This window comes from Microbispora sp. CL1-1 (assembly GCF_012034195.1).
In the GTDB taxonomy this organism is placed as follows: domain Bacteria; phylum Actinomycetota; class Actinomycetes; order Streptosporangiales; family Streptosporangiaceae; genus Microbispora.
Window position 1 is genome coordinate 136,060 of sequence record NZ_JAATEK010000018.1, and the last position, 14,852, is coordinate 150,911.

A 14,852-nucleotide genomic window follows, 5' to 3' on the forward strand; every position below is an offset into this window, starting at 1 on the left:
TGCGTTTTGTCTAGTGGCAACAAGGTGCTTGCCGAGGAATGGCTTCCTGTGGCAGCACTCAGCATTGAGTCGAGGCGTGAAGCTGCGCCGATCCCCGGCCAGTTCCCAAAGCTGAAAACACTGCACCAGTGGTGGGCTCGGCGCCCTATCGTAGCCTCAGCGGCAACCGTGCTTGCAGGTCTACTTCCCGCCTGGTCAGCCGAGCTGGCAGCGCGCCATCCACAAATCGCTGCAGTGCAATCTGAAGCCGCGTATCGCCAATGGTTTCACCATCTGATTGGTATCTGGGGTGATCCGGTTCAGGCAAAACAGATCAGCGATGCGGCGAAGGCTACGGGTACCAAGCTGAAGGAGAACCCCTACACTTATCGTCCCGCCTTCAAGAATAGTGTTGGCGAGAAGTCGATCCATCACCTGCACGAAATATTGACTGCGGAGTGGGGAACGCTTCCGGTTGTAGCCGACGTGACTGCTGGCGGGGGATCTATTCCGTGGGCGAGCCTTCGTTTCGCCCTCCCCACCTTAGCAAATGATCTTAACAGCGTCGCCGCTGCAATTCTGACCGCGAGCCTCCAGATCCCTGCCCAGTACGGTACGGCCTTAACTCCGCTGCTGCGCGAGTGGGGGAAGCGCGTCATTGAGGATGCGACGAACCGCCTCGATGAGTACTTTCCGAAATCGGGTTCCGAAACAATCACCAATTACCTCTACGCTCATGCGGTTGCGTGTCCGCGCACTGGTCGCCTGATACCGCTGATGCCAGACTGGTGGCTACGTAGGGGTGACAAGCCGGCTGCCGTGCGCATGCTGACCGAAATCGACGGTGTTGAACTCCGGACACCCCGATTCGAGGTCCTACACAGTCACGAGATCGACTTCGACGCTGATCGTGGCCTTTTCGCCAATGGTCGGGCGGTTAGTCCCTATGACAATCTCGTGGTGGACGGGGATTACATCAAGCAGGAGGCTCGGGCCGGCCGTATGACTCAGGTTCTGTACGCGGTCGTAGTAAAGACCACCGGGGGGCGCTCATTCCGTTCACCATCCGATATCGATCTAGAGGCACTGGAGAAGGCCGAGCAGTTTGTTGCTGAGCGTCTACCCGAGTGGGAAAGGGACGGAATCGTTCCGTCTTCTGCGATCCCGGACGCCTCCAATTATAACCGCGGGCATCGCATGTATGGAATCAATCGGTGGGTTGATTTCTTTTCCCCTCGCCAGCTGCTGACTCATGCATCGTTCGTCGAAGCTTTCCGGGCCGTGGCGAAGGAAGTTCGTAGCGAGCTGGAGAAAGATATCGCCGACGCTGTCTTAACCGAACTGGCGCTCATGCAGGGCAAGGCCCTAAACTACAATGCTCGCCAAACCTCCTGGAATGTGAACCGGCAGTCAACGCGAAGCGTCTTTGAGAAGCACAACTTTGCCTTCAAATGGACGTTTGTCGAATTTCCCGGCCCCGGTGAGCTGCTGCCGTGGTGTCTCGACCAACTTGTGGACGCGTACGACGAGATCGCCCGCCTCATCGAAGAAACTGGTAGTAGTGCTCCAGGACAAAGGATGCCGCGACAGGTGGCGATCACGGCTGGGACTGCGGCTGACATTCCGAGCATCGCGGATGGGTCCGTTCACCACATCTGCATGGACCCTCCATATTACGCGAACGTAATGTACTCGGAGCTCTCGAACTTCTTCTACGCCTGGGAACGCGAGACGCTTGGGCTCGTTCGCCCTGATCTATTCGAAGAAGAGAACACTGATCTCGACAATGAAGCAGTCACGAATGAAGCGAGATTCTCTACGCTGGGACGCAGAAAGAAGGCTCTGGCCGATCTCGACTACGAGACTAAAATGGCCGCAATATTCGCGGAGTGTCGGCGCATTCTCGCCGATAATGGTGTTCTCACCGTAATGTTCACCAATAAGAATGCTCGGGCCTGGGACGCACTCGGTTCCGCACTTATCACCGCCGGTTTCGTCGTGGAGACGTCGTGGCCAGTCGCCACTGAGCCTGAATCTAGTAGTCACCAGGCAAACAAGAACGCAGCTGAGTCAACAATCATGCTGGTCTGCCGGAAGCGGGCGACTATCGATGATGGATCGCGCCGATATTTGGACGATCTTGCACCCGCAGTTCGAGAAGCTGCACGCGATGCATCAGCCCGATTCGGTGCAGACGGTATTGAGGGGGTTGACCTGATGCTGTCCACATACGGACCGGCGCTCTCTGTCATTTCCCGATCGTGGCCAGTTTATTCGTCGCAGCCGGACGAGAATGGGAAGGATCGACTCCTGCGTCCGGAGGAGGCCCTCGACATTGCGCGCGAGGAGATTGTTGACCTCCGGCGCAGGCGCCTGATCGGGGAGTCGACTCGCGTGGATGACTACACGGACTTCGTTCTGATGGCTTGGGACATCTTCAAAGCCCGTGAGATCAGCTTTGATGCTGCGCGACTACTCGCGCTCGCAGTTGGAGGTCTCGACGTCGAAGATCTCGCTCGTGCCAAAATCCTCGAGAAGAAGACCGGCACCGTTGTCCTCCTCCAACCTAAGCAGCGCGTCCGGCGCGCTGGGGACCGCGAGCTACCCGGAGTCCGGCCTGAAGCTACAAAGTTCGACTACGTGATAGACGCGGTGGACACTGCGCTTTACGTCGCTGAGGTGGACGGAATGTCAGCCGCCAAGCGATTCCTTGATCGCCACGGTTACAGTAATGACGGCTCTTTCGTCGCCGCCGTGCAAGGCCTGGTAAATGCTATCCCACGCACGAAACTCAAGGGAGGCTGGGTCTTCCCCGAGGCCGGGCTTCTCGACACTTTGTGCACGCTGTACTTCGACGGAATCACTCTACCGGTCGAGGACAAGCCGCAAGCATCAACGCCCGAGCAGAGCGCCCTGTTTGGAATCGACTGAAGTGGTTGAAGATTCTGATCCTGCACTCCTCCCCGATACGGCCGTCAACGCCAAGGCTGAGCACGAGAGGCTGTTGACTGGGAACCCGACCAGTACGGACTCGTTCCAAGCGGTCGGATTGCAGGGCTCCTATTCGCCTGACGATAAGCCGTTCTCTTCGTTCTACGTGCCCATGCTCTCCCGTGCGGTTAGCTATGACCGTGCGGTGGGGTATTGGTCAGCGGCAGAGTTGCAGTTCGCCGCGCAGGGAACCGCGCATTTTCTCGCTAACGGCGGCCATATGCGGCTTATTGTTGGAGCACAACTTATTCAAAAGGATGTCGACGCCGTCCTGGCCGGGGAACCGCTAGATGAGATAGTCGCTGCTCGCCTGTTGGCGGATCCGGACCTTGCTGGCGCGAAAATCGTCGAGCGCGAGCATCTCAGTGTCCTAGCTTGGATGGTCGCGAACGGCCGGCTCGAGATCCGAGTCGGTGTTCCACGAAACGCCCACAGGCTGCTGACGTACAATGAGTCTGGTCGCTATTTTCATACCAAGTACGGCATCTTCACCGATAAGTACGGCAACAAGGTCGCGTTCAATGGATCGAACAACGCGTCTGTGACGGCTTGGGTGAAAAACCATGAGACGCTAGATGCCTATCCCTCGTGGTTGCATGACATCTGGAACTGGTCCGGTAAACCGAAGGTTCGCGATTTCGACAAGCACTGGAACGGGCAAGCTGACGAAGGCTGGGCTGTTATCGACCTTCCAACAGCCGTGAAGCAGCATCTAATTCATTACGCACCCGCCACACCGTTCGCGTTCAGCGACAGGCCAGTCCCATTGCCACATCTTGAAACCGAGCCACCATCGACTGAAGACCTCGCACAGGCATGGGAGGACCTCACGAACTTGGCCAACGCCCCCAAGAGGTCAGCCTACACAGGCGTCGGTACGGCTTGGGCACAGCCGCTGCCACACCAGGCGCAACTCATAGACCGAGTTGTCTCCACGTATCCGCGGGGCTACCTCTTCGCTGACGAGGTAGGCCTCGGCAAGACCGTCGAAGCGGGTATGGTCCTTCGTGAACTGTTCCTTTCCGGCCGGGCACAGCGGGCGCTGCTGTTGGTCCCGGCGTCCGTCATGAAACAGTGGCAGGAAGAGCTTCACGAGAAGATGAATCTCGACGTGCCGCGCTACGACAGGGGCGGTTTCGTCGACCGGTTCGACAATCCCATATCAGCCGACGCTACGGTCAATCCATGGTCCGCGTTCCCCATCGTACTCGCGTCGAGTCACCTTGCGCGTCGACGTGACCGCCGAAAGCAGATTCTCCAAGCTGGTCCATGGGACGTTGTACTGGTCGACGAGGCGCATCACGCACGGCGGCGCGGCTCTAAGCCAAATGACCCTCCGAACTCGCTCCTTGCTCTTCTACAGGAGATGCGTGACGCCGAGATGTGGCGCGCACTCTACCTTGCCTCAGCCACACCAATGCAGATGAACCCCCACGAGGCATGGGATCTGATTTCCTTGCTAGGTTTGAGAGGAAAGTGGGGGCAGCAAGCGTTTTTTTTCCTCGAATACTTCACTCGACTTAGAACGGATCCGAAGATACGGGGCTGGAAGTTGCTCTGCGAGATGCTCGCCGACTACTTTTCCGACTCACAGGCCCAGCGTGATCAGCGCCTAGAAGACCAAATCATTGAGGCACTGGGTTGGGCCGGATCCTACGCCGTCACAGCGCTGGACCAAAACGAACCATCGGCCGAAAGTCGGGCGCTCATGCCCAATGAGACGTCTGAGTGGATGGATAGATGGTTACGCCGCCATACGCCCATGCGCGACAGGGTGTTCCGAAACACCCGCAAGACCATGCGTGAATATCAGGCGGCGGGCATCATCGGTGAGGACATCATAATTCCACACCGGCATGTCGAGGACGTCTTCATTCCCCTCGCTGATATGGAACGGAAACTCTACAAGCGGATCGAGGAGTACATCCGACGCCACTACAACGCGTACAAGAAGGAGAAAGCGCAACAGGCGCTTGGCTTCATCATGACCGTATACCGACGACGTCTTACGTCGTCGTTCGAAGCCATCAAGAAATCCCTGCGTCGTCGTCTCGACGTTCTCGAACAGGGCAAAAGCCTCAAGGAACTTCTCACAGACGACGACAGTATCGACATCGAAGACTCGCTATTTGATCCTGAGCAGTTTGACGTGTCGGCAGACCGCCTCCGTCGGGAAATTTACGAGCTGCAGAGGTTTCTTAACGATCTCGACAAAATCACTGGTGAAGACACCAAGGCTACACGACTGGTTCAGGATGTTAATAACGCACTGATGACCTACGACAGTGTCGTCGTGTTCACGCAATACACGGATACGATGGACTATGTTCGTGAACGCCTTATCTTCGCCGGCATTCATAAGATTGGGTGCTACTCCGGGCGTGGCGGCGAGGTCTATCGGCGCACCGAGAATGACTGGACTGCTGTCAGTAAGTCCGAGATTAAAAATCTTTTCCGCAACGGAGACCTCACCGTCCTAATTGGAACCGATTCCATGAGTGAAGGTCTCAACCTGCAAACGTCAGGCAGGTTAATCAACTATGATATGCCCTGGAACCTTATGCGTGTCGAACAACGTATTGGTCGCGTTGACCGGATTGGGGCCACTTACAAGAATATCCAAGTTACCAACTACTTCTATGCCGGCACTGTTGAGGAACAGGTGTATAAGGGCATAGCCGAGGACTACGGCGACTTTACTGACATCGTTGGGGACGCGGCGCCCGTTCTGGCCAACGTTGAGAAGGCCATCGAACAACTTGCCCTCGGCGAAAATGTCACCACTGATACCGTCACGGCTCAGGTGGAGGACATCAAGGAACAGGTTGAAGACCTGAGTAACCGACCCGTTCAGAACGACGACCTTGGTGCTTCAGCTGAGGTCACCGGGTACGTCGAACAACCGCCAGACCTGCACGGTGATATCAACCTTGCCAACCTTGAGCAGCGTCTCACCGACAACCTGCTAACTGGTCGTCTTTTCGTCCCAGAGCCGGGTATGGACAAGGTTTACCGAGTCAAGCTCCCAACTGCACGAAGCGCCTACTCTTTCGCTACGGCCTCTGGCGTCCCCAGTATAAAGGTCTACAGAGATCTCTCTGGTGACACGCGGAGCGTGCTTGTTACGTTCGACCGTGACGCCGCGGACAGAAGCAGTACCGAAGTGACTCTCCTCACCTATGGCACCACTGAACTCGAAGCGCTACTACCTGCGAACAACGGGATGGGTGACCGCTAAAAGGTCATCGGGTTGACGAACGTGAATGCGTCTGGCTGGGTGACGCGTACCACCAGCGGGGTCTTGCGCTTTCTTCACGCGTAGTGGCCTTGTGGTGTGGTGGACTACCCATCGTGGCGTCCCGGAAGTTAAGCGTTCGGCAACTCGAGGTCCTGCGTTGGGTCGCGGACGGCTGCCCCGAGCGTCCGTGGCCGGATGAGACACACAAGACCACCGCGCGGGCGCTTCAAAGCCGCGGTCTTGTCGAGGTGAGCCGCAAACGCAAGATCTGGACAGCCACCATCACCGAGGCTGGCAGCTACTACATCGAGCATGGTGCCTACGAGCCGAAGCCCGCGATCGAGGCCCCATGGCATGGGGACGAACGGCCCTGCAGTCGGACGAGGCAAGTGCGCGTCGCTCCCAACGACCCTCCCCCGGATGCCACCGCACGTGCCATGAGACGCCTTGTCAACCGACCTAGACACGCCAGGCCCAGGCTGGTGAAACGAGAGATCAGGGAGACGTACGTGCGCTACAAGGTCGTTGTCACGCGGGTCCAGGTGGCCCAACGCTTTGTCCGCGCCACCAGCGAGGAAGACGCCGCAACGAAGGTTCGCGAAGAGTTCGACCGTCCCTATGGCTACTTCGGCTCCTGGAAGACGACAGCCTCCGAGATCGATGTCATCGAGGCCGAGCAGACCACAGTTATCAGGCCGGCACCTCTGTCGGACGAAGGGCCGCTGCTACTCAGCATCAAAGACGCCGCCAAGGCACTGGGAGTTAGCTACTCGACCTTGTACCAGATGATGAATCAGGGGGACATCGAGTGGGTGGCCATTGGCTCGCGCAAGTTCATCTCTCGTGAGCACCTCATGGAGTTCATCAAGGCCAACACACACAAGGGCTACTACGCCGCCCGGTAGCGGAACGTCTTCGGTTGCCGGCTGGACGGGCACGCGGTGCGGCCACCGCTCTCCTAAAGGGGGTGCCCTAACGCTGGTCAGCAACCAGGAAAAAGCTCGACCTCCTTCATCGTCCCAGTTCTACTGGTAACCTTAAGTGATGTGGATGTTTCGGAGGGTGACGGCGGGCGAATGCGACGCCTGACGCTAGCCAATGATCTTGTGGCCTCAATCGACTCTGCCCGGCGCCAGCCGCCACTGGACAAGCCGCTACTCACTTGGTGTGAGGGCGACGCAATTTTGCAACTGCTGGACGTGCTCGCCGACGTCGTCCGCGGTGAGCCTCTGGCTGAACTATCTACTGAACTGTCGGAGAAGCTGCGTGTCAGGCTTGGCCCGCCGCCTGGATATGACGTTCACGCCGCGCTCAGAGCTATCGCCGATGACATGCGGGACCGAGGCCCAGCTTAGCGCTGAGGGTTTTATATGCAGGGGACTGCTTTGGGGAGCGTGCGCTCAGTCCAAGCGCCTCTGACAGAACCCGCAGGGGCGGGGGCGAGGGGATTGTCCTTGCTCGCCGTATCTCGGGGGCCTCGCGGCCCCCGAATCCCCGCGGGCCGGAGTGCCCGACCCCGCACTGACCTCCTCGCCTGTCCTCGCCGTTGACGGCGGCGCTCCAATACTGGACCAGTGTCGACGCTCGAAAACGGACCCATCTACCGGCCTCATGGGCCTAGATCGGGAAGGTGCTGAGCGTGGAGGACTGGGCGGAGATACGCAGGCTGTATAGAGCCGAGCAGATGCCGATCCGGGCGATCGCCCGCAAGCTGGGTGTGGGTCGCAACACGGTGCGGCGGGCGTTGGAGTCGCAAGGACCACCCAAATACGTGCGCAAGCCGTCCGGATCGATCGTGGACGCGGTGGAACCGCAGATTCGGGAGCTGCTGCAGGCATGGCCGGACATGCCGGCGACGGTGATCGCCGAGCGGATCGGCTGGCAGCGCGGGCTGACCGTGCTGAAGAAGCGCATCCGGGAGTTGCGGCCGCTGTATGCGCCGCCGGACCCGGCGTCGCGGACCAGCTATCTTCCCGGTGAGCTGGCCCAATGTGATCTGTGGTTCCCGCCGGTGGATGTGCCGCTGGGATGCGGGCAACAGGGGCGACGGCCGGTGCTGGTCATGGTCAGCGGATACTCGCGCTGGATCAGCGCGCGGATGCTGCCCTCGCGCCAGTCGGCGGACCTGATCACGGGTCATTGGGTGCTGTTGCGGCAGCTGGGCCGCGTTCCCAAGGCGCTGGTGTGGGACAACGAGGCGGCGATCGGCCAGTGGCGGGGCGGGCGCCCGCAGCTGACTGAGGCGATGAACGCCTTCCGCGGCTGCCTGGGCATCAAGGTCATCCAGTGCCGCCCCGGTGACCCGGAGGCCAAAGGACTGGTCGAACGCGCCAACGGCTACCTGGAGACCTCCTTCTTGCCGGGCAGGTCCTTCACCGGCCCGGCCGACTTCAATGCCCAGATGGCCGCCTGGCTGCAGCGAGCCAACCAGCGTCATCACCGCCGCATCGAGTGCCGGCCCGCCGACCGGCTGGCTGCCGACCTCGCCGCGATGCTGGAACTTCCGCCGCTGCCGCCGGTCACCGGCTGGCACCTGACCACCCGTCTGGGGCGGGACTACTACGTGCGCCTGGACTCCAACGACTACTCGGTGCATCCCTCGGTCATCGGCCGCCGCATCGAAGTCACCGCCGACCTGGACCAGGTGCGGGCCACCTGTGAGGGACGGCTGGTCGCCTCCCATCAGCGGTGCTGGGCAGCCCACCAGACCATCACCGCACCCGAACACGACCAGGCCGCCCGCGCATTGCGCGCACTCGCCCACCGGCCATCGCCGCCTCCGCCGGCGGACGCCGACGTCGAGCAGCGCAAACTCACCGACTACGACCGCCTGTTCGGCCTGGGCGAGCACCAGGTGGTGACGCGATGACCGCCAAGAACGCCACCGGCAGCCGTGACGCCACCGCCGAGATCGCCTACCTGACCCGCGTGCTGAAGGCACCCTCCCTGGCCGCAGCCGTTGAGCGGCTGGCCGAACGCGCCCGCGCCGAAGACTGGAGCCATGAGGAGTTCCTGGCCGCCTGCCTGCAACGAGAAGTCGCCGCCCGCGAGGCCCACGGCGGGGAAGGCCGCATCCGGCTGGCCCGCTTTCCCGCCCGCAAGTCGCTGGAGGAGTTCGACTACGACCACCAGCGCTCCCTCAAACGCGAGGTCATCACCCATCTGGGCACCCTGGACTTCGTGGCCGCCCGGGAGAACGTGGTCTTCCTCGGCCCGCCCGGCACCGGCAAGACTCACCTGTCCATCGGGCTGGGCATCCGCGCCTGCCAGGCCGGTCACCGCGTGCTGTTCGCCACCGCGGCCCAATGGGTCGGCCGTCTGGCCGAGGCGCACCATGCCGGGCGCTTGCAAGACGAGCTCGTCAAGCTCGGCCGGATCCCGCTGCTGATCGTGGACGAGGTCGGTTACATCCCGTTCGAAGCCGAAGCCGCCAACCTGTTCTTCCAGCTCGTCTCCTCTCGCTACGAGCGGGCGAGCCTGATCGTGACCAGCAACAAGCCCTTCGGCCGCTGGGGCGAAGTCTTCGGCGACGATGTCGTCGCCGCCGCCATGATCGACCGTCTCGTCCATCACGCCGAGGTGGTCTCGCTGAAAGGAGACAGCTACCGGCTCAAAGACCGTGACCTGGGCCGCGTGCCCGCGGCCAAGACCAACGACTAGATCAACAAACGGGTCCAGATTCGCGCGTCGCCCCTGGTCTCACATTCGAGCGACGTTGACAGCCGTATGCGAGGTCGCGCACTCCGGAACGCGCCGCCATCGCGAGCCGCAACTCACGTCGTACGGAAGACGGGTCCGATCTCTGGGACTTCACGGGAAAGGGAGCTCGCTGGAAGCGGTTGCGCCGGCTAGCCCACATGCCACATCGTTACGCACAGTAACTATTCGATCTGAGGGGGTGAAGATGCTGACCACGATGGTTCTCCTGGCGTCATTGATGATGCCCTTCAAGCCGGACCCGCTGTTTTTCGGAGGTTGATCCGCCGATCGCCCGGCACTCCCAGACTGATCAGCCGAGGGTGCCGGCGCGAGAGGAGTGAGGGCCGGAACGTCGAAGTGTTGGCAAGCAGACCACCGGCCGGGCCTTCTGATCCGTAGCAAGATCGGGAGATGTCTACAAACCGCATGATGCGGGTAGCCGACTTGGTCGAGTGCGTTCAGCCAGTCAGCCGCCTCGTGGTCCAGTCCGTGCTCGTCAACGAACGTCCCGGCTCCAGATCACCGAGGCTGCTACTAGATCTAATGTGTACGAGACGAAGTCCGCGGAGGCCCGAACAACGAGCTGAGCCTTACGCAGGGGCGGCGGAACTTCGCCGAGTTCGGTGCGAGCCGCCAGCAGGACCTTCCCCACATGTCCGTCCCCCTCGCCCTGAGGAGTATCCCGACGAGTGATCTTGCTAAGGGCGATGCTAACGACAGCGCTGGACGACCATAAACGGCTGTGGGATCACAGAGGCTGAACACCCCCTACGAACAGGGGCTCGTGTCATCGATGGACGCCTAGGACCACGGTACTCCCGCTCTACCCGGCAGGCATCATGGTCGTCCTGTCCATCGTCTTCCCGGAAACAAACTGGACAGATCTCGTACCCGCCTCGCACGTTGAGAGCCAGGAAACCACAGCAAGGGCACGGATACGGCTTATCTCTCTTGGGGCGACGAATGTTCACGAACTCCACCCGAACACCGTTGGCTACGTACCCACAGCACGAGGGCGCGGCTTTTGCGCGCACCACGCGGATTCCTGCGGTCATTCGCTTGCATAGGTGATTGAGGGGTCAAGGCTCTCTCCGTCACGGAGACGTTTCACGCATGCTCGTAGCAACTCACCGAGCTTTCGGAATGCACGCGGCGAGGCAACCGTCATCACCTCGACGAACGTAGAGTCGTCGGACAATCCGCATGTCGACCCCCAGACAGCTGCAAGCGGGTCGAGTATGAATTGGTGCCGCTGTTCGATCGAAAGCGCCTGGTAGGGATCTCGCTCGTGGTATTCGTGTGCGGCTGAGAGGTGCACGAGCTTGCAACCGACTATGTACATGCTCGTCGCTGAATGCTTCAGGCCGGGCACCATCTCATCCGCTAACCTGACCATAGCGGTGTCCTGCACAATCCCACGCCTCGGAGGCAACTCAGGGAACCGGCCATCGAGACCTGGGCTGAACGACCGCTCTACCCGCAATTCGCGGGTGGCGACGGGATCGTTGAGCAGAAATACCGCTCGCGCCAATGACTCAACCTGCATACGCAACACAGAACCGGCCAGAATCCACATCTCATGCTCGATGAGGAGTGGCAATGCTCTTTCGAGCTCGTCAGACCGGGTTTCAACCTGACGGCAGAATCGTTCAATAAACTGACTGTCGGCCACCACCCGATCATCGTAGCGTCGGTATTCCCGGCCCACCAGTAGGCGAATCCCGTTCACCTTTGACGGATGCGCCAGGCAAACGTAGGCCCTATGCCCGACAACTTCCGCCAGTTCTTACGCCGGTCGGCTTCGGCACGCCCTCGCACCTCGGCGACTGCTAAGGCAGCGCCTGTGGTGCTTCCGCTGAAAAGGCGCCCGCGTCGCAGACGTAAACGCCTCGAGATTGACGACGAGGTCTACAAGGCGCTCCAGGACGAAGCCGAGCCCTTCGTGGAGACCACTCCCAATGACGTGCTCCGGCGCATCCTGCTGGGCACCCCCGGCAAGGACACCGACGCGAAGCGCCTCGGAGCGCTTCGACGGTCAGGCAGCCCTGGAGAAGCCGCTTCTCAATTGCTGTGAGGGCGATGCGATCGTGCAACTGCTGAAGACGCTTGCGGAACTTCTTCCGGATGAGCCAATGGCCGAGCTATCTGTTGAACTGGCGGATAAGCCGTGCGCCCGGCTTGGCCCGCCGCCTGGATACGCGACATCAACGCCACCCTCAGGGCCATGGCCGACGACATGCAACACCGGGGCCCGGCCACAGGCCCTTGAGGTGCATGCTGCGGGCTTGCTTCAAAAGATGCGTCCTACACACGGAGCCACGTCGGGTAGCAGGCTGGCCATCCCGTACCGCCCTCGCAGACGGTGGGCGGGACTTGGCCGCGTAGTGCGTCGACGTCTCCACCTGGAGGACTTGGCAGATCGGCTCGACGCCGAAGGCGCTGCGGTCGGCGTCGACGAAGGCGACTACCTGGGCGGCTGTGGGTCAAGTTCGGCCCCGGGAAAAGCGGCCCTAAGTGGGTGATGTTCGTCAAGCCCCTGCTTGATCGAGACGCTCCAGGAGGCCGTCAAAGATCTTCTTGCGTCCCGCGGCCTTGAGGATCTCGTTGGCGCGGCGCAGCTCGCGCACCTCACGCTCCAGCTCGGCGATCCGCTGCGCATCAGCGGTCGAGGTGCCGGGACGCTGTCCCTCGTCGATCTCGGCCTGGCGCACCCACCCGCGCAGCGCCTCGCGGTGAACACCGAGCTGATCGGCCACCCGGGCGATCGCGCCGGGGGCACCGCCGGTCTGCCGGCGAACCTCAAACACCATCCGGACCGCGCGCTCTCGAAGCTCTTGGGGATACTTCCTCGGGGCTGGCATCGTGACGTGATTCTCCCTTCCGCCAGCAGATGATGCTGGCTTCAGGCCCCCCACAAAAGTCGGAGTGGTTCAGCATCGTGTCCGCACTGGAGTGTCATCTGACTGATTGAATGCTTGCTGTCACAGTGCGTCAGGTATGTAGCGGTTAGTGAAACCTGGAGATCCGGCATGCCTGTGAAAATTTCATAACAGTCCAGACTTGTGTAACTGAAGTGAGACCAGCAACCCTATGAGGTTATTGTTCCTCGGGCTCGGTCACATCTTGCCTGCTCAGGCTTGATCTGAGGGTACGAAGGGCGGTGACCTGCGCGTCCACCTGACGGTCGGCTCTAGCCGCCAGTTCTCTCAATCTTTGCCAGAAATCGGCCTAAGACCCTATCCTCTCTCAGGTTCTAGGGTCATAATCGTCAAGTATTGCGGCGGAAGGTGCGGCGGCCGCACCCTGATGACGCCGTTCAGCTGGCTGTCCGACAGGAGGCAAGATGCTTCTCCGCTTCCGTGTCGCCAACTACGCATCGTTGCGCGACGAGCAGGAGCTCAGCTTGGTTGCCCTAGACCAGCACAGCGATCTGGCGCTCCGCAGCCCTATCCAGGACGATCTATGGGTGTTGCCGGCTGCCGCTGTCTACGGCGGCAACGCCTCTGGTAAGTCGAACCTGCTACAAGCCCTGCGGTTCATGGCCACCGCTGTCGAGAATTCGCACCAGAGGTGGAAGCCTGGGTCGACTATCCGGCGAAACAGCTTCCGATTCGACGGTGAGAGCAGCGAGAAAGAGTCGATATTCTCCATCGACATCGCGCTTGATGGCATCCACTACGAATACGGTTTCGCTCTGGATGATAAAGCTGTGCGGAGTGAATGGCTGTACAGCTATACCAAGCAGCAGCGGAGGGTTCGTCGCGTGCTGTTTGAGAGATCGGGCCCCGAGGGTAGCTCTATTCGTTTTGGTGAGCACCTGAGGGGTAGGAAGAAGTCCATCGCCGAACTGGTCAGGCCAAATAGTCTGTATCTATCTGCCGCTGCAGCAAACAACCATCCTCAACTCACTAAGCTATACCGCTGGTTCGAGAGAGGAATTATCTATATCGATGCGGGTGAGCCGTGGACTAACCTGGCTGCCACCCTGCATGAACTCGAGGCGCATGACCGTGAAGGTATCTTGCGCCTACTTAGTCACGCCGACTTCGGTATCACCGACGTGCAACAAGAGTCGCAGCCTCTAGCGAAAGAGGTACGTGAGGGATTTATTGCGTTTTTCAGTGCTCTGAACCCGGACTTCGAGCCAGGCCAAGATGTCGAACTTCAGGCCCCACCTAATGTGGAATTCACTCATGAGGTAAAAGGTCGCGAGTACAGCCTTCCGTTGGAATTTGAGTCCAGTGGAACGCGTGCATGGTTCGCCCTCCTGGGACCTATCCTCAAGGGGTTCTCGCGAGGGAGGCTAGTTGTAGTCGATGAACTGGATGCGTTCCTGCATCCGCTGCTGGTAGGCGAACTCGTGGCGCTCTTTCAAAACCCAGACTTCAACAGCACGGGAGCGCAGCTACTCTTCAATACGCATGACGTGACTCTTCTATCGTCCCTCAACAAGGCGAGGCTCAGGCGTGACCAGGTCTGGTTCACCGACCGTAACGCGGATGGAGCGACCGAACTTCACCCACTAACGCAGTACCGAGTCAGGGATGGGATCGACAACGTCTTCCGTGGCTACCTCCTGGGTCGCTACAGAGGTGTACCCGTTTTCGATGACTCCTTCCTAGGACATGCTCTTGCCGGGCACACTAGTCAGCATGTCGATCCGCCGCAGCAACAGGACGCTGAAGCGCGAACAGGGGAATCTGCCAGAGAGGAAGCGATTCCTCATCTACTGCGAAGGTGAAGTTACGGAGCGTCTCTACTTCAGTACGCTGAAGCGTCAACTCCGTATCCCCGGTGTTCAGCTTGGATCAGCACATGGAGAGCCGTTAGGCCTGGTCCGAGCCGCAGCCGACCATAAGGCGCGTGCCCGTACGTCCGAAACGGACCAGTGTGCACCGTACGACGAGGTTTGGTGTGTGATCGACGTCGAGGCGCCGATTGAGCA

At 60.3% G+C, this 14,852-nt stretch carries 8 protein-coding genes and 1 pseudogene; 7 read left to right on the forward strand and 2 right to left on the reverse strand.

All coding sequences use genetic code 11. The annotated features are described in order from the left end of the window. Nucleotides 1-6: 6 nt before the first annotated feature. From HCK04_RS21835 to istB, 5 genes and pseudogenes are all read left to right on the forward strand, one after another. Nucleotides 7-2,910, forward strand: coding sequence for a DUF1156 domain-containing protein (locus HCK04_RS21835; RefSeq protein WP_168066150.1), 2,904 nt, complete (start codon nt 7-9; stop codon nt 2,908-2,910). Then, the gene (locus tag HCK04_RS21840; RefSeq protein ID WP_168066152.1) at nt 2,897-6,208 is read left to right on the forward strand and encodes an SNF2-related protein; all 3,312 of its coding nucleotides are present in this window, start codon (nt 2,897-2,899) and stop codon (nt 6,206-6,208) included. The genes HCK04_RS21835 and HCK04_RS21840 overlap by 14 nt, the downstream gene beginning before the upstream one ends. A 509-nt stretch (nt 6,209-6,717) precedes the next feature. Beyond that, on the forward strand, nt 6,718-7,113 hold the full coding sequence (locus HCK04_RS43695) for a helix-turn-helix domain-containing protein (protein WP_205830541.1): 396 nt from the start codon (nt 6,718-6,720) through the stop codon (nt 7,111-7,113). Nucleotides 7,114-7,838: 725 nt separating this feature from the next. Further along, nucleotides 7,839-8,960: pseudogene (istA, locus tag HCK04_RS21850) on the forward strand (IS21 family transposase); the annotation flags it as partial. Between the two features lie 113 nt (nt 8,961-9,073). Then, the gene (istB, locus tag HCK04_RS21855; protein WP_142649220.1) at nt 9,074-9,868 is read left to right on the forward strand and encodes an IS21-like element helper ATPase IstB; all 795 of its coding nucleotides are present in this window, start codon (nt 9,074-9,076) and stop codon (nt 9,866-9,868) included. Nucleotides 9,869-10,958: 1,090 nt separating this feature from the next. Here the strand turns inward: istB and HCK04_RS21870 are convergent. Then, the gene (locus tag HCK04_RS21870) at nt 10,959-11,636 is read right to left on the reverse strand and encodes a hypothetical protein (protein WP_142649222.1); all 678 of its coding nucleotides are present in this window, start codon (nt 11,634-11,636) and stop codon (nt 10,959-10,961) included. A gap of 114 nt (nt 11,637-11,750) precedes the next feature. On the opposite strand from HCK04_RS21870, the gene HCK04_RS21875 reads away from it, so the two are divergent. Continuing rightward, on the forward strand, nt 11,751-11,981 hold the full coding sequence (locus HCK04_RS21875; protein ID WP_142649223.1) for a hypothetical protein: 231 nt from the start codon (nt 11,751-11,753) through the stop codon (nt 11,979-11,981). Nucleotides 11,982-12,435: 454 nt separating this feature from the next. Here HCK04_RS21875 and HCK04_RS21880 read toward each other — a convergent pair whose 3' ends face one another. After that, entirely contained in the window at nt 12,436-12,768 is a 333-nt protein-coding gene (locus HCK04_RS21880) for a transposase (protein ID WP_142649224.1), read from the reverse strand. A 482-nt stretch (nt 12,769-13,250) separates the two neighbouring features. On the opposite strand from HCK04_RS21880, the gene HCK04_RS21885 reads away from it, so the two are divergent. Continuing rightward, entirely contained in the window at nt 13,251-14,648 is a 1,398-nt protein-coding gene (locus HCK04_RS21885) for an ATP-binding protein (RefSeq protein ID WP_142649225.1), read from the forward strand. Nucleotides 14,649-14,852: the final 204 nt, after the last annotated feature.